Raw genomic sequence first — 18,798 nt, forward strand, 5'->3', positions numbered from 1 at the left:
ACTTTTCCACTTCTTTTCCCGTCATTTAGATGGCCGCTGTATTGCACTATTTTATGAGTGTAACTGTTCCTTTTCTTTTTATGTTATTGCCCTGGTAATCTTTTCCTTCAATCATCCACACATACGTGCCCGTGGTTTGTGGTTTGCCATTAAAGCTCCCGTCCCATCCGTGCGAAGGAGCGGTTGAGCTGTACACTACCTGACCGTAGCGGTTGAATATTTTAAAATAATGTATAGCCGTCATTCCCACGGCTGTAAACCGGAACACGTCATTCCTGCCGTCTCCATTGGGCGTAAAAGCATTGGGTACGTAAAATTCGGGGCCCTCATATGCTTTAATGAACAGCGTATCTGTTGTTGGGCAGCCTGCGTCACTGGTTGCAGTAACTATATAGGTGGCATCATGTTGAACGGTTGCAACCGGGTTTGAGCTGTTTGCATCGCTTAACCCCGAAGAGGGTGTCCATATAAAATAATCTCCGCCGGATGCCTGCAACTGTATGGGCTGTCCTATAGCTGCGGTGGTATCATTGCCTGCAAATGCATTGGTAGCGAAAATGGTAACTTCCTGCCGCAGGGTATCAGACGGGCAGCCACCCGGCCCACGCGCGTAAACAGCCGCACTAAAGGTTCCACCGTTACTGTAAGCGTGGGTAAGCGATGATTCATCAGCGGTTGCACCATCCCCAAGATCCCAGTGCCACGATTGAACGGGCAGTGCCGGGTTGCCGTTAGCTGCAACAAAAAGAACCGGCTCATTTTTGCAGGCATCCATTGCCTCCTGCATACTAATTTCAGGATGCTGTTGTATGATAATTACTTTTTGAGTTATTTCAGATACACAGCCTTCTTTGGTTTTTACTTCAAGCGTAATGGTATTATCGCCTAATGGTAACTGGCGTTGCAGAGGCTGTTCCGGGTTGGGGATGGCGCTACCGTTTACAGTCCAGTGCCATGCATTGATTGTGCCATACTCCACTTTTGAAAGATCGTTAAAAGGAATGAGCTTGTTATCGCAATAGGGCGGGTCTTTGAAGTTAAAGTCGGCCACCGGTTTTGACCCGGCCACCACCTGCTGCCGGAAAGTATCGGAGATGCATCCATCGTTGCCAACGATGTTCAGGCTCACCGTATAGTTACCCGGCTCAGGATAGGTGTGTGCGCCCGGGTTTTTAACTGTGCTGGTGGTGCCGTCTCCAAAATCCCAGTACCATTTAACAATATCTCCAAAAGAAGTAGAGCTATCGCGAAACAAAACCGGTTCGGGATAACAGGTGATCTGATCTTCCGCAAGGGAAAAGGACGGGTTCAGCGATGTACAGAAACGCTGATGGTTGGTGGCGGCGCCTGTTGCGCCCGAAAACCCCCAAAAAACCATAGGGTCGCCGTTAAAAACATTTTGTACAAGGTCTCTAAGGGCATGCATTCTTTCTTTGCCATCCATATATACTGTTATCATTGTGGCAACAGGATCCCATGTTATACGTATAATATGCCACTTACAGTCTTCAATATTATCATTATTCTCCAAAGCCGTTACAGGCCCCGCAATATTGTTAGCGGTATTATGATTTAAGTCGCCGTTCAAATGAATGGCCAGGTGATCATAATGCGGATCACCGAAGTCTGTGTTCTGGTACGTATCAATAGCCACTGCCACAGACGGCGCTACGCCCTGTATGCCCAGTCCCTGGCCTGTTGTGCCGATGCTGGTGCTCAGTGGTTGCAGCACGAACGCAATGCCATCGGCACCATCGGCATCACGGCACCCTAAAAACACATTGAAGTGATAATCGAAGGGGTGGGTGAGATCAATTTTATTAATATTCCAAACAGATCCAGACTGGTCATTCCTGTCGTTTGTAATCGTATAGCAGTTACAGTCTTCCTGTGTTGCGTTCCCGTTAAGATGATAAGGTCTGTTTGTTTGAGCATGCAGCGCGTGCATGCCCGGCAGTAGGCAAAGCAAAACAACCAGCCACAGGCAACCTGAGTGGCGCCTTTTCCATTGCCTGTGCTCATGTAAAGTCATTTTTATTTTAACTCCCGCTTTAAAAATTCGTTGATCCTTGTATACAGGGTCATCCTGAGAATATTGGGCATTCCATCGCTGAGGTTATGGGTTTTATCGGTATAGAAGTGCTGCTCAAAGTTGGCTTTCATAGCCGCTGTTAACTGTTTGCTCAGTTCTAAGCTGTTATGCAAATGCACATTATCATCGGCAGTTCCATGAACAAGAAAAAGCCCGCTTTTATAGTTGCCGGCAAAGCTTACCGGGGAAGCGTTCTTATACCCGTCTGTATTTTCACTGGGCATGGAAAGCAGGCGTTCGGCATACACGTTTTCATAAAACCGCCAGTTGGTAACCGGCGCTATGGCTACGGCAGCTTTAAAACGGCCGGCATATTTTGTTTGAGCCAGTGCCGCCAGGTAGCCGCCATAACTCCAGCCCATAACCGCTACTTTCGATGAATCAATGCGGTAGTTCCGCGCCAAATGATCTTTTACTTTAAGCAAATCTTCTATCTCAATATCGCCGGGTACTTTATAATTGCTTTTCCTGAATGCTTCTCCTTTACCGGGTGTACCCCGGGGATCTATGCAGGCTACAGCATATCCCTGGTTGGCCAGCCAGCGCATGGTGAGCGTAAATTTATCACTCCACCTGTCTAACGCTTCCTGGTGTGTTGACCCCCCGTAAACATACAATACTAAGGGCAATTTTCCTCTTACGTTATTATACGGACGGATCAGCCATCCGTTCATGGTCATGCTGTCATTGGCCTGCACGGTAAAGAAATACGCATTGGGTATCTTATAGTTCCTGAGCCGGTCATTCAGCTCTTTATTTTCAATCAGCTTTTTCTGCTCTTTTTCAACCGTGGAAACAACCTGGTAAACCGGCGGATCATTTAAAGAAGAAAACTCATCAAAGAAGAATCTTTTGTCATTGCTTATCCATGTATCATGATACCCGTTACCGGAGGTTAATTTCGTTCTTCCCCTGCCATCGTAATTTATTTTGTACAACTGTTTTTGCCGCGAACCCGATTCGTTCGAGGAATAATATATTTCATTGCGCGTATCATCAACCGCCTTCACCTCAAGCACTTCCCATTTACCGCTGGTTACGGGCGCAACGGTGGCAGCGTCGGTGCTGATTTCATATAAATGGGTAAATCCTTCCTTTTCACTCTTCCACAAAAACGATTGGCCCTCTTTAATAAAATATACATTATCCGGGTAAACGCGAACGTAATTATCCGGGCTTTCTTCTGTATATACAACTGAAGTTTTTCCCGTAACAACATTTGCCTTAAGCAGCTCTAACTTTTTCTGATCTCTTGACAGGCGCTGCACAAACAGCGTTTTATTATCGGGGCTCCAGTGTATCCCGGTGATATACTGATCCGGGTTAACGCCTACGTCTACCGGAACAAAAAGTTTATTAGTAATATCATACACAAAAACTTTTACATCAGGCACCATTTCGCCCGCTAAAGGATAGCGCTGGTTCTTTATTTCGGCGTATGGCCGTTCGTATACCGTTAAAGGATAGTTTTTTACAGTATTTTCATTGAAGCGGAGCATGGCAATATACTTCCCGTCGGGGCTCCATTCATAGGCTTTCGTCATGCCAAACCCATTCTCGTATAACGCATCTGCCATACCATACAGGAACTGCCCCGCCGAGCCATCAACCGTTACCGGCACGGTAGTGTTCTTTTCAATATCCATAATATACAGGTTGGCATCAATAATATAGGCCAATTGTTTACTATCCGGCGAAAAGCCGGGATACAGTTGTTTGCCGTTGGCAGAAACAACCCTCAGTGTTCTTTTATTGATGTCCCACACATAATTAAAAGATTTTTCAGAGATGGTATATAAGGGTTCAATTTGTGTACGAATTAATACTTTGCTGTCGTCCGGTGAAAAGCTGAAGTCCTGGAAATAGGTAAAAGTAGTGGGTAGTGAATCCGTTTCTCCTTTGATCTGGTTCGAAAAAAGGGTATCTACGATCCGGGTGGTGTTAAAGTCGAGCGATAAGATAACCTGCGGCCCCGAGGCGGTATCCGTTTGTATCCAGGCGAAGCGGGGAGACTGGTTCATGAGATGCACCACGTATTTGCGCTCATCAAAATGACCGCTCCATATCTTTTCCAGATCAATATCCATTTTTCCCTGCTGCTGCGCATGAACAAAAAGGGAAGCACAAATAATAAATATGGAGATAAGCAGTTTTTTCATTATCAGCATAATTGGGTAAAAATAAAGGTATTCATTTAAATTGCATGATAAATCCGGGGGAATACAAAGGATCAAATAACAAAAAACAAGAACCAAAAAAATTTCAAATCCGAAGCCGGAAGCACGAAATTTGAAGGGAAATGCAATCTCAGCGCTCACACAAGATAGCTATAGTGCGGACTACTGAAAGTAAGAAAGCAGCAACAAAATGAAGCTGAAATCACAGTAGCACAAAAGCTTAATCAGGGCTCCTTCCCGAAAACGGGCAGTAATCCCTGCCAGCCCAGCCTACCGGACAGGCAGGCGGCAGGATGGGTTTTCGGGCGGCTTTTTTGGTTACTTTTTTTCCGCAAAAAAAGTGACAAAAAGTAGAAGATAAATAAATTCAGATATTTCGTTCCCCGCCAAGGCGGGCAGGGGCCAACGATACATTATGTCATTTTCAAAATGCTTAAGCACACCATTATAGACGACTCGTTATGACAAACTATCTTTTAAAAAATATCAACATTGTTAATGAAAATACTATTGTTGCTGCGGATGTGCTTATAAAGCAGGGAAGAATTGAAAAGATAGGCTCTGCCATTCAAACCGGGCTGGCCGTTAAAGAAATTAACGGTGAAGGTAAATACCTGCTTCCCGGTGCTATTGACGACCAGGTACATTTCAGGGAACCGGGGCTCACCCACAAAGCCACCATCTACTCTGAGTCGAAAGCGGCAGTAGCCGGTGGCGTTACCTCTTTTATGGAAATGCCTAACACCATTCCAAATGCGCTTACGCTCGGTTTGCTGGAAGACAAGTATAATATTGCCGCGCAAACAGCCCTGGCAAACTACTCTTTTTTCATGGGTACCGCTAATGATAATGCTGACGAGGCGCTGAAAGTGAACCAGTATCGTAACAGTATATGCGGCATTAAAATTTTCATGGGCTCCAGCACAGGCAATATGCTGGTAGATAACTACCTCACGCTCGACAAGCTGTTCAGGGAAAGTGAAGTGCTGATTGCCACGCATTGCGAGGATGAAAAGATCATTAAAAGCAATTATGAAAAAATAAAGAAGGCCCAACCTGTTTTAACACCCGCACACCATCCGCTGATCCGCAATGAAGAAGCCTGTTTTGAATCATCGCTCACTGCTATACAATTTGCTCAAAAACATAACAGCCGCCTGCATATCCTGCACATTTCAACGGCCAAAGAGCTGCAATTGTTCAGTAATCTTAAACCGCTGAAAGAAAAACGCATTACCTGTGAAGTCTGTGTTCATCACCTGCATTTTACCGCAGATGATTACGAACGCCTGGGTTACCTGATCAAATGCAACCCTGCTATTAAAGCGCCGCATAACAGGGAAGCCTTATGGGAAGCGCTATTAGACGACAGGATTGATGTGATTGCTACAGACCATGCGCCGCACACCTTGCAGGAAAAAGGATATTACAGGGATGGCACCGGTAAGCTTATGCTCACTGAAAACATGCAGTATGAGCAGGCGCATGCCGGGCTGCCGTTGGTGCAGCACCCCCTGTTGCTGATGCTGCATTATTACAGGCAGGGAAGAATAACGCTGGAAACCATTGTGCGAAAAATGAGCCATGCCGTGGCCGATTGTTACCAGTTGCCCAACCGGGGATACATCCGCGAAGGATACTGGGCCGACCTTGTGGTGGCAGATATAGATAAGCCACAACCCGTAAAGCGGGAAGATATTTTATACCAGTGCAGATGGAGCCCGCTGGAAGGCTTTACTTTCCCTGCAACCATTACCCATACATTTGTGAACGGTAACCTGGTATATGAAAATTATGGAAACGGGGTATGGAATGAATCTCATAAGGGCATGAGACTGGAGTTTGAGCGATAGTGCAAATGGGCAGGATTGATTTTACAGCATTGAACGGCGATTTTAACACATGCAAATAGACAAAACCACATATAACGATCTTTCCGTCTTCAATGCTGAAGAAGCGTTTTCCGTTTTTCATAAGCTCAATTTCACACGTACCAACGGTGGCAAAGAATGGCTCCGCCACATGATGCGGGAGCCTTTTGACGCGTTACATAAAATACAGGATACCCAAAATATTATCCGGCTTATGGTATCCCGCCTCGATGAATGGCCAGCTTCCATAACCAACGGCACTATGATAATGATGGACAGGTTTTATGATACGCCGCTTGATCCTATCCCCCATTCAGCCGATTTTTTCAGCACCCGGCTGTATAAAGTCCTGCACAGCGCAGATTACGGGCTGATCCGGTTTTCGGTTACGCATTTCCGTGATTTTATAGCGGGCATGCAGCAACTGGCTGTATTGATTGATGCGCCACAGGCGCCGGCTAAGCTGCAGCTATTCGCCTCCCGGATACGATCGCTGCTGCTGCACCAGCAACTGCAGGAACTATTGAAAAAGAAACCCGGGGAAATTTTTTCCATAAAAGAAATCCTGTATTACGGCCATTTCCTGAAGGCTGCTTTTAAAACGCGCTTTAATGAACTAACGGAAATATTCTATCAGTTAGATGCATGGTATTCTATGGCCAGGGCGGTTCAGCAGTACAGGCTAACCTTTCCCGAATTTGTTGTTTCAGATGAACCCTTCATAAAAGCGGATAAGATATACCATATCCTGCTGCCTCAGCCCGTATCTTACGACATAGCCTTATCTCCCCAAAGCAACTTTCTTTTTCTTACCGGGGCCAATATGGCGGGCAAAAGTACATTCATTAAATCGCTGGGCGTTGCCGTATACCTGGCACATCTGGGCATGGGCGTTCCCGCCGAAAAATTACGGCTTTCGTTGTTTGACGGTATTTTGAGCAATATTAACGTTGAAGATAATATTGTGAAGGGCGAAAGCTATTTTTTTAATGAAGTGCAGCGTATAAAAAAAACAATACTTACCATAAGCAACGGAAAAAAATGGCTGGTGCTGATTGATGAATTATTTAAAGGAACCAATATACAGGACGCCATGCGCTGTTCGCTGGCAGTAATTAAAGGACTAACCCGCATTAAAGGTTCTTTATTTATCCTCTCCACGCATCTTTATGAAATAGGAGATGAGATGAAAGGATACCCCACCATTTCATTCAAATATTTTGAAACCAGGATACATAATGATAAGCTGGTATTCAGTTACCAGTTGAAAGACGGTATAAGCAATGACCGCCTTGGTTATTTTATTTTAAAAAGCGAGAAGGTGGTAGAATTGCTTGAAAGTCTGTAACGGCTACTTTATGCGTACAACAGATATGAAATAAAACCCGTTAGTTTTATAAAATGAATACTGCACTATTACTTAAAAATATTGCTACGCATATCAGCCTCTCTCATGAGGAAGAGGCTTACTTCATTTCTTTTTTACAATACAGGAAAATCAAAAAAAAGCAGTTCCTGTACCAGGAAGGTGATGTAAATAAATTCCAGGCCTTTGTTGTTGAGGGTTGTTTGCGAAGCTATTCTGTTGACAGAAACGGGTTTGAGCATATCCTGCAGTTTGCTCCGCCCGGCTGGTGGATCGGCGATATGCGGAGTATTATAGCGCAGGAGCCCGGAATATTATATATTGATGCGGTTGACGATTCCGGGATCATCCTTCTTCTTAAAACAGATCTCGAAAAAATATATACTACCATTCCAAAGTTTGAGCGCTTTTTTCGCATATTGGCCGAAAACGCCCTGGCTGCTTACCAGCACCGCCTGATCGGCAACCTGAGCCTGTCTGCAAAAGAACGCTATGAAAATTTTTGCCGGCTCTATCCTTCACTGATACAGTGCCTTCCACAAAAACAGGTAGCGGCATATATAGGTGTTACACCTGAATTTTTAAGTAAAATGCTGAACCGGTCTGCCTCGGAAAGATAAGCTATGCTTAACGTAGATTAAGTTTTTCGCTTAACCTGCATTATTTCCCCGCTACGGTATCTGCAGTAGCTTTGCCGTATAAAAACAGTAATATGGCAAAAACAATACTACACAAAGCAAATACAAGGGGGCATGCCGATCATGGCTGGCTCAACAGTTATCACAGTTTTAGTTTCGCCAATTATTATAATCCTGAACGCATTCATTTTGGCGCGCTAAGAGTGCTCAATGATGATACGGTAGCCGCAGGTAAAGGCTTTGGCAAGCATCCGCATGACAATATGGAGATCATTTCCATTCCGTTAGAAGGCGACCTGGAACATACAGACAGTATGGGAAATAAAACTACCATCCGTAACGGCGATATCCAGGCCATGAGCGCGGGCACGGGCGTTGCGCATAGTGAGTACAACGCCAATACAGACAAACCCGTAAAATTTTTACAAATATGGGTTTACCCCGACCAAAAAAATATTCAGCCGCAATACAGCCAGGTAACCCTGGAGCCTGCAGACAGGAAAAACAAGTTGCAGCAAATCGTATCTCCCCGTTCCAACGGCAGCGATGGCGTTACCATTCAGCAGAACGCATGGTTCAGCCTCGGCGATCTTGAACAGGGGAAACAGTTGAGTTACGATATCAAAAGAAAAGAAAATGGTGTATATCTGTTCGTGTTGAAGGGAGACGTAACCATCGGGGATCTAAAGCTGAACACCCGCGATGGGTTGGGGATATGGCAAACAGATACTATTGCTATTACAGCCGGTACCAACGCGGAAATATTGCTGATGGATGTTCCTATGGATATTTAATTGAGCTTAAACACCACTCAAAACTCACGTTAAAATAATAGTATGAGCACAAGAACAGAAATTTTAATAATTGGCAGAGATGAATCCATTCTGCAAACAGTAGTAAGATTAGTAAACAATGATCCTTTATGGGCTGGAACAGGTGCGGCTACAGATGAAGATGCTATTGAAAAATTTCATCATCATCCTTTTGATGTGGTATTGCTTACCAATGGCATTAGTGATGAAGAAGACAAAAAGCTCCGCGCGATCTTCACCCATCAAAACCCTGATATCATTATTATTCAGCACTATGGTGGTGGCAGCGGATTGTTGCAAACAGAGATCAGGGAAGCGCTGGATAAACAGAAAGCCGCTAATAAGCCAACGGTAAGCTTTACGGATGATGCGTTAAAGAATGCAGGCCTGCATATTCATATTGAATAAACAGCGGTTACAAAAAGCGCTAAACTATTGCAATCAAAATAAAAGAATAACAGTATGAAAAAAACAATTGAAAAAATTATACAACGGCCTCCTGCGCCGGGAATGGTTGGTGACGGATTCAGGGTGTATCATTATATTCCCGGCACGCATGTTACGCAACGCAGGATCAGCCCTTTCCTGGTGCTCGATTTTAATGCCGAATACGATTTTGGACCATCAGAAACCGTAAAGGGTGTGGGTGTACATCCGCATAAGGGCTTTGAAACCGTAACCATTGCGTATAAGGGCAGTATTGCGCATCACGACAGTACGGGCAACAGTGGCGTTATTCGCCCGGGAGATGTGCAATGGATGACGGCGGGAGCAGGTATTTTGCATAAGGAATATCACGAAGAAGAATTTTCTAAAAAAGGCGGTGCGTTTGAAATGGTACAGCTTTGGGTTAACCTGCCAAAAAAAGATAAATCAACCACGCCGCATTACCAGGCTATTACTGCCGCGCAAATGGGTAAAGTACAATTGCCCAACAACGGCGGATTGGTAAATGTAATTGCAGGCAGCGTTAAGGGGGTAGCCGGTGCTGCTGCTACCTATTCGCCGGTGAATATGTTTGATATAAAGCTGAACAGGGATGGCGAATTAACCACCGGTATACCGGCAACGCACAATACGGCCCTGCTGGTCATTAATGGAAGTATAGTGGTAAATGGTGAAAAAGCGCCGGAGCACAGCTTTGTTCTGTTTAATAATGATGGTGAAGAAATTACGATTAATGCCACTGAAAACGCAGTAGTGCTATTGTTAAGTGGCGAGCCCATTAATGAGCCTATTGCCAGCTACGGGCCATTTGTAATGAATACCCAGGAAGAAATACATGAAGCGCTTGAGGAGTTTCAATCCGGTAAATATGGTACGTTACATTAACCCCCTGAAGTTTTAATAAACTAACGCCATTGCATCAACGCTGAGTTCAGCGCCTGCTCCACCCGCCACCTGGGCTTATGAAAGTATATCATGCCATGGCCGGGCAGCATAATATCTGAATCTACCTTGGCAAAACGCCGCAGTGATTCCGTATATATTTTTTTATCGAAATCAATGGAACCATCCCAGCCAAAATCACCCACCAGCAGCGTACCGATCACGTCTCCGCTGATCACAAGCTTTTTACCGGTCCATTCAAATAAAAACGCGGTACAACCCATACTGTGTCCGGGCAAATGCATTACTTCTATTTCCACACCCAGCAGGCTGAGCTTCTCTCCGTCTTTCACTAACTGGTCAACCGTTGCAGGCGTAAAAATTTTATGATACAAATAACCGCAGCAACGCTCATCGCCCGAAGCCACGGCATCGGCGGTTTCTCCGATAGCTACCAATTTTACGCCCCTTTTTTTAAGTATATGCGCTCCGCCGGCATGATCATAATGCGGGTGGGTGAGCACACAATAACGGATATCGCCGGGCGACAAATCCCAGTACCGCATATTCTCAAATATCTGCTCCATCGTATCACCACAACCGCAATCAAACATGATCAGCCCTTCTGCTGTTTTTAAAATATAAGAATTACCATCATTCCACAACGCATCCTGAAGATCAAAGGTGATCCCGTTAATATCGCCACCTACCTGGAAAAGATTTTTTAAAACCTGCATAGCTTTTATTTACAATGAGAAGAATAATGTGGCTAAATACTGCATAAACGAAAAGTTTGGCACGCCGTTGTAAGATAGTATAGAAAAAGAAGCCATGAAAAAGAAAAGATCGCAGCAATACCTGCAGCAAAAGCACGAAAAAACAAATCCATTAAAGAAAGAAGACATTCAGTCCAATCCTGATAGTCGTATTGACCAGGATTTCCCGGGATTTCCGTATGCCCCGGCTAAAGAGGAGGTCATTCATCCAAAAACCGGCACACAAAAAAAGACAGCCGCCCTGCAGCAGAAAGACGGAGAGAAATGATTATGCTTTAATTTTAACCTATGACATCACCCAAACTTTTTATGCTGCTCTTAGGTTGCAAACCTCCGGGCCGGTATACGGAGCAGCATGACATATTTTTTGGAATAGGATCTACCCTCCGTGATCTTTTGCCGGACATGTTTGCTTTTTGGCCGGAAGCTAACGGCAAAATACATATTGACTCCTGGCGGGAAGTAACGCAGGTAGCCGGCTATACGGTAAAAGTTATACCCCGTACTGAACTTTCTGCGGATATGCAGGGGATGGCAAAATTATTTTTCATAAATCTCGGAGGATACAAGGAAAATGACCCCGAAGAATACCATTATAAAATGCTGATAGCCTGCCCAAACAAAGGCATTGCGGTGCAGCAGGCAAAACAAACCGCGTTTTACCGCCATACCGGCTTTGCCGGTGCTGTTTCACATATTGATGATAAATATGGTGTGGATGTGGATGATATATACGAGATCGGCGACATTCTGCCCGATACCTTTAAAGAAAAATATGCCATTCAACTATCTCCTGCCACACAAAATGCAGAAGACGGGATACATGTTGGATATCTTAAAGTGGAAAAATTGTCCGGGGTCTGAAAGCCATCAGCATCAAAGCACCTGGTTAAACTCTAGCCTTTCCCCATCGGGGCCCGCTATATTGAAGTACTTACATCCATTTTGCCAGAAGTTTAAAAATACAGGCGCCGCTTCCATGATCGTAAACCCGCCAGCCTTCAGCATCGTAAAAGCCTCATCAATATCGGGCACATCAAAAGCAACATGATCTATATGCCCGTCTTTACGGTTGCGGATGTTTTCAAGTTCACTGCCGGGCAACTGGTATAATTCTATGATCATCTCTTCCCGCTTCATCATAATACAGGTACCGCTTTCATCATTATGCATAAATGCTGACTGCATTACATTGGTAAAGCCCAACCGCTTATAGAATGCTTCCGATGCAATAATATTTGTAACCGGAATTCCAATATGTTGTATGGAGCGTATAGCAAGCCGAACGGGGTCTTCCATTTATTAAGTATATGGCTTAGCTTCCTCTTTGTGAACCGGTATTGGTTTGTTTACTTACAAAACCTGCGGCTTTAGGTTTTTGTATGAATTTGGACCCCTGGTTATTGGCCAGGTTGGCTTTTTTATTTCCTTTTTTCTTGCCCTTGTTGTTTTGTTGATTCAGCAATGACATAGTTTATATTTTTTATAAAGATACGTCTTATACCGCATTCTGAGCTTTCATAAAAGCTAAAATGCGATGGGATGACGATACGGGTAATTTATTCTACAGGATTACCAATATTTCAGCACAGGTGTGAGGTAATAGCTATGGTATGATTTGTGGATTTAATAAAGAAAAAAACTTATGGAAGATATAAAAAACTTATCCGGTGATGTGGCTATTGATAAACTCAAAGCACTTGCTGAAAATAAAATATGCCTTTTTTGCACGTTCGAAGAAAATGAAATTGTTTCGAGGCCAATGGGTACACAGGGTATTGATGATAATGGAACCATTTGGTTTTTTAGCAACAGAAACAGTATCAAAAACATCCAAATAGCAACGGATAATAAAGTTTACCTGATGTACGCAGATACAGGCGCACAGCATTACCTGTCGCTTACAGGGCATGCTCAAATTGTAGATGACCGGAAGAAAATTGAATCGTTATGGACGCCACTTGCTAAAGCATGGTTTGAACAGGGTAAAGATGACCCTGATATTACACTTATAAAAGTACAGCCCACCGAAGGACATTATTGGGATACAAAAAATGGGAAGCTTATTTCCATGATAAAAATTGCAGCGGCGGCCCTTACGGGAAAGCAACCGGATGCAGGAGTTCATGGCAGCGTAAAGTATAATCAGTAAAAAAGGATTATGCAGGGGAGAAGATTTCCCAAAAGAGGATTTTCAAAACACGAAACGCTTAAATATATTTATGATGGAAAATAAAAAGCCTGATAAAAAAGGGAAACCTGAATTTCCGGATATTGAAAAAAATATTCAGTCCGGCAGTAAAAAAATAACAGAAGTTCCCGAACCGCCAGACGATATTCCATATAAAAAACCGCCGGAAGAAGTACCGGATATTACGCCCGGTGAAACAGATAAAAATCCGGGCGATCCGGATACAGATACAGACCCGGATGCAGATGTAACCGCGGGTGAAAGAAAAAATCTTGCAGATGCGGCCGAAAAAATGCTGACAGATGATGAAAATGCTTTGCAGCATTCAAAATTTGATAGCACAGATGCCGACGGAGAATTGCTGAATGAAGGCAGCGGATTCAGCGGTGGCGACCTGGATGTTCCGGGAAGTGAAGCAGATGATGAAGATGAAGCAATAGGCGAAGAAGATGAAGAAAATAACTCCTTCAGTACAGACAATGAAACAGAAGACCGGAATAAAGATATGGAGTAGTTTTATACCCGCATGGTATCGGGCAGCCAGTGTTTAACCGCCTGTTTAATAGCATCGGGAGATAGTCCTTCGCTTAAGGTTCGTTGTATAAGTGAAACAAACTCTTCATCTGAAGCAAACCGTAGTGCAGCCAGTTGCTTAATGCTTAGTTGGTCTTCAATACTTTCCAAGCGTTGTTGTGTAAGCTGGTAGTAACGTAAACGAAGCTCCAGCCGCACTATACGGTTCTGGGTGGTTAGCGCATAATGCTGCCTCATCATAAAGCTCAGCCAGCCGGTGATCAGGGTTAACAAAGCAACCATTATCCACAGCCATGTATTGGCAGCGTTGAGCCATATTCCACGGATGCTGATAAAAAGTAATAGCATAATAACCGGGTAAAAAACAAAATGATGCGGCGGGTAATAGCGCACATGATTGGAGTACTGCTGCGTTTTCATATTTCTTTTGTTGAATGATAGTAAGGCACAAATTAGGTTTTTTTATTGCCGGTGAAATAAAATAACGAGCGGGCGCATTTTTCGCAGGTGGGTGGTGACACCCACCTGTAGAACCCGCTACCGGTCGGTGTCTCACCGACCGGAAAGTTGTACCTGGAGCGAAAAATTGAAATACGCCCTAACGAGCCATTTATTTTTGGGAAATTGTATATTTATTTCCGGAAGTATATACGATCTTTATTGCGTATCCCTTTTACCGGTATACAGGTGTTATAAACACGGGTAGCCGTCATTGCTTTAAACCATTCATTATGTCATCCCGCCGTAATTTTTTGCAAAAGCTATCTATCGGACTAAGTGCAGCAGCATTAACGCCGTTGTCATCCCCCGCTTCTGTTTTTCCTGATCTTAGAAAGCCGGTTAAGCAGCTCCGTGTAGCGCTGATGGGCCTGGGGGGATATGCCGGTATTGTAGCCAGGGCAATGAAGGAATGCAAGCTGGCAACACTTACGGGTATTGTTACGGGAACACCTTCTAAAATAGCTACCTGGAAATCGAACTACGGCATACCGGATAAAAACGTATACAATTACGATACGCTTCATACCATTGCCAATAACCCTGAGATAGACCTGGTATATGTTACCACACCCAATTCCCTGCATCATAAGCATGTGCTGCAGGTAGCCGCCGCAGGTAAGCATGTTATTTGTGAAAAGCCTGTTGCCGATAATGCGCAGCAGGCAAGGGAAATGATTGCCGCCTGTAAAAAAGCAGGCGTTAAATTTTACGTGGGCTACCGCCTGCATTTTGAGCCGCATACCCGTGAGCTGGTAAGGATGCGTAAAGCCGGTGAATTTGGCAATATTATGCATGTAAATAATTATATGGGATTTAAGATAGGCGACCCCACCCAGTGGCGGTTGAAAAAAGCGCTGGCCGGTGGAGGCGCCATGATGGACGTGGGCGTATATGCGCTTAATGGTGCCCGTTATGCTACCGGTGAAGAGCCGGTTTGGGTAACTGCCCAGGAAAGCAAAACGGATATGGTAAAATTTGCCGAAGTAGATGAAACCGTTACTTTCCAGTTAGGCTTTCCCAGCGGCGTTATCGCTTCCTGCGGAACCACTTATAATTTTAATAACTACGAAAGAGTTTACCTTATTGGTGACAAGGGTTTTGCGGAGCTTAGCCCGGCATTTGGCTACGGCCCTATCCAGGGCAGAACACATCTTGGCCCTATGAACCAGCCGCTGATCACCCACCAGGCAGCACAAATGGACGGGCTGGCCGATTGTATACTCAATGGCACACCCGACCCGGGCATGACCGGCGAAGAAGGGCTGAAAGACATGGTAGTGGTTGATGCGATTTATGAGTCGCTACGAAAAGGCGGTGAAAAGATTTACCTGTATAAAAAATAAAACCGCACTTAGAATGAGGTGCGGTTCAATTATTTGAAATCTGTCAGAGGTTGTAAAGCAACTATTATGGTTTTTTAGTGGTACTGACTGGACTCCACGGTTTCTTTCAGGGGATAAATTGGATACGGTTTTTTCAGGCTGGCTTTGGTTTTTCCGAAGAATCGGATCTTTCTTTCCGGGGATTGGGATTTCAGTTTTCATTGGGTTAACATCATCAACTATAACAGTACAAATGTGTAAAACATTAAGTGGTCATGGAACTTATTTCGATTAAGCGATGTTTTATTTCGATTACAGGGGGAAAAGATTCGATAAACCGCTTTGCCATGAGCTGGCACATTTTAACCATAAGCTTCCTGTGTTGGTTATCTTTCAACACATAGGCACAATAGGGTCTTGGAGAAATCCAAATAAAAATTGCCGATTCGCTTGCCATTGACATAAATGCACACAATAACTATACAATAAATTTAATAGTTGGCCGCGATTCGCTTATTGGCGCTTATACAGGGAAAGTCTTTTCTAACGCCGCAGGCAATGAAGTGTTTAAAATAATCATCCAACCCGATTCAACCAAAGAGCAATTTATACTGTATTGCACTAAAAAAAGTCTTATAAAAGTTGAAAACGGAGAAGAAACATACTATGAGTATAATAAACGGTTCTTTGATAAGAATAGCCGCCTGTTAACAGACACATTAACGCTGAAAAAACTAAGTGAACTTGAAACGATACTTAAAATGAGCTATACCGTTTTGAATAAGGAGCCGTGAACTGCATATAAAACAAAACCGGTTAAGCGTTGCCTAACCGGTTCCGGTTCTTTTTCGTTATTAATGCGCTACAGTTTCCTGATCTTAATGTTTTTATACCACACCTCATTGCCATGATCCTGTAATACAATGTGACCGGATTTAAATTTGGCAAAATCTTCCAGGTCTTTAAACTTACTGCCCGCTACCAGGTTGTTCCAGTTATCATCCCACAGGGTGGTTGATACCACTTTAACGCCGTTTTGCCAAAGCTCAAGCTTAGAATCTTTTAGTTTAATTTCCACGCTATTCCATTCGCCTACGGGCTTTACATTTTCAGGCTTACTGGTAATCAGGTCATACAAATCACCCGCGCGATGGGTAACGATCTTTGCATCCGGGTGACCATTATTGTCTAATACCTGCATTTCAGGACCAGTGTAATGCGCATATTTGTATTTAGGATCTTCCTTTACCAGGAACATGATACCGCTGTTGCCATTAGGCGAAATTTTCCATTCGAGCTTTAATTGAAAATCGCCGAACACTTCATTGGTAATGGCATCGCCGCCCGCATCGCTGTTTTCTTTCTTACCCAGGTGAAATGCACCGTCTTCCACGTTCCATGCACTGCCCAACTGCGGTTTATTAAATGAGTGCCAGCCATTGGTGGTGGTTCCGTTGAAAAGCAATTGCCAACCCTGCTTTTTTTCTTTTTTGGTAAGCGTATTGTCTTTTTGCTGGGCAAATGTATTATTCAATAAAGCAGTACCGGCCAGTAATAAACTTCCTAAAGCTACTGTTCTGAAAATTTTCATAATATTTATTTAATAGTAAGAATGTATTTCACCATGGCTTCCACATCATCATGTGCTAAAGCGGCATGAGGTGGCATAGGTATCTCTCCCCATACGCCTGAGCCCCCGTCTATTATTTTTTTCACCAGATGGGCAATGTCTGCTTCTTTATATTTTTTGGCTACCTCAGCATAAGATGGCCCAACCAGCTTGTTTGTTTCCGTGTGGCAGGCAAGACAATCCGAGCCCGCGATTAATGCTTTGCCATCTTTTGCAGGAGCAACTGCAGCAGGAGCAGCATTCGTAGCGCCGGTTGCCGCGGAAGCAACAACTGCCGTTGCATGGCCTTCATCAATTTGTGGATTTACATTAATACTTATCGGCTTTTTTACCTCGGCCGGCCCGCTGCTGCAGGCATAACAGGCTGCAATGATGGAAAAAACAGCTACCACTTTTTTCATGCTTACTTTTTTTAATGTCATCATATTGTCAAAATCAGGGCGTAAATATCCGAATAAATCCTACTCAAGTCCTAAAACCCTGCGATTAAATTTTTCATCGCTGCCTGTTCCTGCAAAATCATCAAAGGCCTTTTCGGTTACCCGGATAATGTGATCTTTAATAAATGGCGCTCCTTCCGCTGCGCCTGTTTCAGGATGTTTAATGGCACATTCCCATTCCAGCACGGCCCAGCCGGCATAATCATACGCCGCCAGCTTGCTGAAAATTGACCTGAAATCAACCTGCCCGTCGCCTAAAGAACGGAAACGCCCTGCCCGTTGCACCCAGCCCTGGTATCCTCCATATACACCTTGTTTTCCGGTGGGGTTAAATTCCGCATCTTTTACATGAAACATGCGGATGCGTTCGTGGTAATTGTCTATATAATCTAAGTAATTCAAACATTGTAAAACAAAATGACTGGGATCATATAAAAGACAGGCACGGGGATGGTTGTTCACTTTCTCCAAAAACATTTCATACGAAATACCATCGTGCAGGTCTTCTCCCGGATGTATTTCATAACACAGGTCTATCCCGTTTTCATCAAACACATTTAAAATGGGCAGCCAGCGGTTGGCTAATTCGGTAAAGCCTGTTTCTACTAATCCTGCCGGACGCTGAGGCCAGGGATAAACCGTTTGCCACAACAAAGCACCGCTAAAAGTGCCATGTGCTTTCAGTCCCAGGTTTTGCGAAGCCTTGGCAGCATATTTTAACTGTTGCACCGCCCATTCGGTGCGCGCCTTTGGATTACCGCGATAGGCTTCAGGCGCAAAGCCGTCAAATAAATCGTTATAAGCCGGGTGTACCGCTACAAGTTGTCCCTGCAAATGAGAAGAAAGTTCGGTGATCTGTAATCCCGCCTCATTTACAATGCCTTTAATTTCATCGGCATAGGTTTTGCTTTCCGCTGCTTTCTGCAGATCAATAATGCGGCTGTCCCATGTGGGGAGCTGAACCCCGGCATAACCTAACCCCGCGGCCCACCCGCAGATAGATTTTAAATTATTAAAGGGTGGCTCATCTCCCAGGAACTGGGCGAGAAATATAGCTGGACCCTGGATATTTGTCATGATTGTAAAATTTGAAAAAAATTATTAATTGAGGTGGAAGGT

At 44.1% G+C, this 18,798-nt stretch carries 21 protein-coding genes; 12 read left to right on the plus strand and 9 right to left on the minus strand.

Features of this window, described 5'->3' with window-relative positions; all coding sequences use genetic code 11:
• Positions 1–46: 46 nt before the first annotated feature.
• Both PLE34_RS03800 and PLE34_RS03805 read right to left on the minus strand, forming a co-directional pair.
• A complete protein-coding gene (locus PLE34_RS03800; protein ID WP_324554385.1) occupies positions 47–2,032 on the minus strand; it encodes a lectin-like domain-containing protein in 1,986 nt (661 codons plus the stop codon).
• Positions 2,033–2,034: 2 nt separating this feature from the next.
• On the minus strand, positions 2,035–4,251 hold the full coding sequence (locus PLE34_RS03805; RefSeq protein WP_324554387.1) for a S9 family peptidase: 2,217 nt from the start codon (positions 4,249–4,251) through the stop codon (positions 2,035–2,037).
• Between the two features lie 479 nt (positions 4,252–4,730).
• Between PLE34_RS03805 and PLE34_RS03810 the strand changes: the two genes are divergently transcribed.
• From PLE34_RS03810 to PLE34_RS03835, 6 genes are all read left to right on the plus strand, one after another.
• On the plus strand, positions 4,731–6,122 hold the full coding sequence (locus PLE34_RS03810) for a dihydroorotase (RefSeq protein ID WP_324554389.1): 1,392 nt from the start codon (positions 4,731–4,733) through the stop codon (positions 6,120–6,122).
• Positions 6,123–6,171: 49 nt separating this feature from the next.
• Positions 6,172–7,488 (plus strand): MutS-related protein, encoded by a 1,317-nt coding sequence (locus PLE34_RS03815; protein WP_324554392.1) that lies wholly within the window; start codon positions 6,172–6,174, stop codon positions 7,486–7,488.
• A 53-nt stretch (positions 7,489–7,541) separates the two neighbouring features.
• Positions 7,542–8,126, plus strand: coding sequence for a Crp/Fnr family transcriptional regulator (locus tag PLE34_RS03820; RefSeq protein ID WP_324554394.1), 585 nt, complete (start codon positions 7,542–7,544; stop codon positions 8,124–8,126).
• Positions 8,127–8,218: 92 nt separating this feature from the next.
• Positions 8,219–8,938, plus strand: a complete 720-nt coding sequence (locus PLE34_RS03825) for a pirin family protein (protein ID WP_324554396.1) — start codon at positions 8,219–8,221, stop codon at positions 8,936–8,938.
• A 42-nt stretch (positions 8,939–8,980) separates the two neighbouring features.
• Positions 8,981–9,364 carry a hypothetical protein gene (locus tag PLE34_RS03830; RefSeq protein ID WP_324554397.1) on the plus strand — a complete coding sequence of 128 codons (384 nt, stop codon included), beginning with the start codon at positions 8,981–8,983 and terminating at the stop codon, positions 9,362–9,364.
• Between the two features lie 54 nt (positions 9,365–9,418).
• A complete protein-coding gene (locus PLE34_RS03835) occupies positions 9,419–10,288 on the plus strand; it encodes a pirin family protein (protein ID WP_324554399.1) in 870 nt (289 codons plus the stop codon).
• A 20-nt stretch (positions 10,289–10,308) separates the two neighbouring features.
• Here the strand turns inward: PLE34_RS03835 and PLE34_RS03840 are convergent, their stop codons facing one another.
• Positions 10,309–11,022 carry an MBL fold metallo-hydrolase gene (locus PLE34_RS03840; RefSeq protein WP_324554401.1) on the minus strand — a complete coding sequence of 238 codons (714 nt, stop codon included), beginning with the start codon at positions 11,020–11,022 and terminating at the stop codon, positions 10,309–10,311.
• A gap of 94 nt (positions 11,023–11,116) precedes the next feature.
• On the opposite strand from PLE34_RS03840, the gene PLE34_RS03845 reads away from it, so the two are divergent.
• Together PLE34_RS03845 and PLE34_RS03850 are read left to right on the plus strand one after the other, a co-directional pair.
• Positions 11,117–11,329 (plus strand): hypothetical protein, encoded by a 213-nt coding sequence (locus tag PLE34_RS03845; RefSeq protein ID WP_324554403.1) that lies wholly within the window; start codon positions 11,117–11,119, stop codon positions 11,327–11,329.
• Positions 11,330–11,349: 20 nt separating this feature from the next.
• Positions 11,350–11,925, plus strand: a complete 576-nt coding sequence (locus PLE34_RS03850; RefSeq protein WP_324554405.1) for a DUF1543 domain-containing protein — start codon at positions 11,350–11,352, stop codon at positions 11,923–11,925.
• Positions 11,926–11,937: 12 nt separating this feature from the next.
• Here PLE34_RS03850 and PLE34_RS03855 read toward each other — a convergent pair whose 3' ends face one another.
• Together PLE34_RS03855 and PLE34_RS03860 are read right to left on the minus strand one after the other, a co-directional pair.
• Positions 11,938–12,360 (minus strand): VOC family protein, encoded by a 423-nt coding sequence (locus PLE34_RS03855; protein WP_324554407.1) that lies wholly within the window; start codon positions 12,358–12,360, stop codon positions 11,938–11,940.
• A 16-nt stretch (positions 12,361–12,376) separates the two neighbouring features.
• Complete coding sequence (locus PLE34_RS03860; protein WP_324554409.1) at positions 12,377–12,532, minus strand: hypothetical protein; 156 nt, start codon at positions 12,530–12,532, stop codon at positions 12,377–12,379.
• A gap of 174 nt (positions 12,533–12,706) precedes the next feature.
• Between PLE34_RS03860 and PLE34_RS03865 the strand changes: the two genes are divergently transcribed.
• Both PLE34_RS03865 and PLE34_RS03870 read left to right on the plus strand, forming a co-directional pair.
• On the plus strand, positions 12,707–13,213 hold the full coding sequence (locus PLE34_RS03865) for a pyridoxamine 5'-phosphate oxidase family protein (RefSeq protein ID WP_324554411.1): 507 nt from the start codon (positions 12,707–12,709) through the stop codon (positions 13,211–13,213).
• Between the two features lie 70 nt (positions 13,214–13,283).
• Complete coding sequence (locus tag PLE34_RS03870; protein WP_324554413.1) at positions 13,284–13,766, plus strand: hypothetical protein; 483 nt, start codon at positions 13,284–13,286, stop codon at positions 13,764–13,766.
• A 2-nt stretch (positions 13,767–13,768) separates the two neighbouring features.
• Here PLE34_RS03870 and PLE34_RS03875 read toward each other — a convergent pair whose 3' ends face one another.
• Positions 13,769–14,206 (minus strand): DUF6526 family protein, encoded by a 438-nt coding sequence (locus tag PLE34_RS03875; RefSeq protein WP_324554415.1) that lies wholly within the window; start codon positions 14,204–14,206, stop codon positions 13,769–13,771.
• A gap of 311 nt (positions 14,207–14,517) precedes the next feature.
• Here PLE34_RS03875 and PLE34_RS03880 point away from each other — a divergent pair, with 311 nt between their 5' ends.
• Positions 14,518–15,630, plus strand: coding sequence for a Gfo/Idh/MocA family protein (locus PLE34_RS03880; protein WP_324554417.1), 1,113 nt, complete (start codon positions 14,518–14,520; stop codon positions 15,628–15,630).
• A gap of 542 nt (positions 15,631–16,172) precedes the next feature.
• Complete coding sequence (locus tag PLE34_RS03885; RefSeq protein WP_324554419.1) at positions 16,173–16,403, plus strand: hypothetical protein; 231 nt, start codon at positions 16,173–16,175, stop codon at positions 16,401–16,403.
• 68 nt (positions 16,404–16,471) lie between these two features.
• On the opposite strand, the gene PLE34_RS03890 is transcribed toward PLE34_RS03885, so the two are convergent.
• From PLE34_RS03890 to PLE34_RS03900, 3 genes are read right to left on the minus strand one after another with little or no spacing between them, the layout of a single operon-like run.
• Positions 16,472–17,200 carry a 3-keto-disaccharide hydrolase gene (locus tag PLE34_RS03890; RefSeq protein ID WP_324554421.1) on the minus strand — a complete coding sequence of 243 codons (729 nt, stop codon included), beginning with the start codon at positions 17,198–17,200 and terminating at the stop codon, positions 16,472–16,474.
• Between the two features lie 5 nt (positions 17,201–17,205).
• A complete protein-coding gene (locus tag PLE34_RS03895; RefSeq protein ID WP_324554423.1) occupies positions 17,206–17,664 on the minus strand; it encodes a c-type cytochrome in 459 nt (152 codons plus the stop codon).
• Positions 17,665–17,700: 36 nt separating this feature from the next.
• Complete coding sequence (locus PLE34_RS03900; RefSeq protein WP_324554426.1) at positions 17,701–18,756, minus strand: sugar phosphate isomerase/epimerase family protein; 1,056 nt, start codon at positions 18,754–18,756, stop codon at positions 17,701–17,703.
• Positions 18,757–18,798: the final 42 nt, after the last annotated feature.

This window comes from Agriterribacter sp. (assembly GCF_035445465.1).
Lineage (GTDB): Bacteria > Bacteroidota > Bacteroidia > Chitinophagales > Chitinophagaceae > Agriterribacter.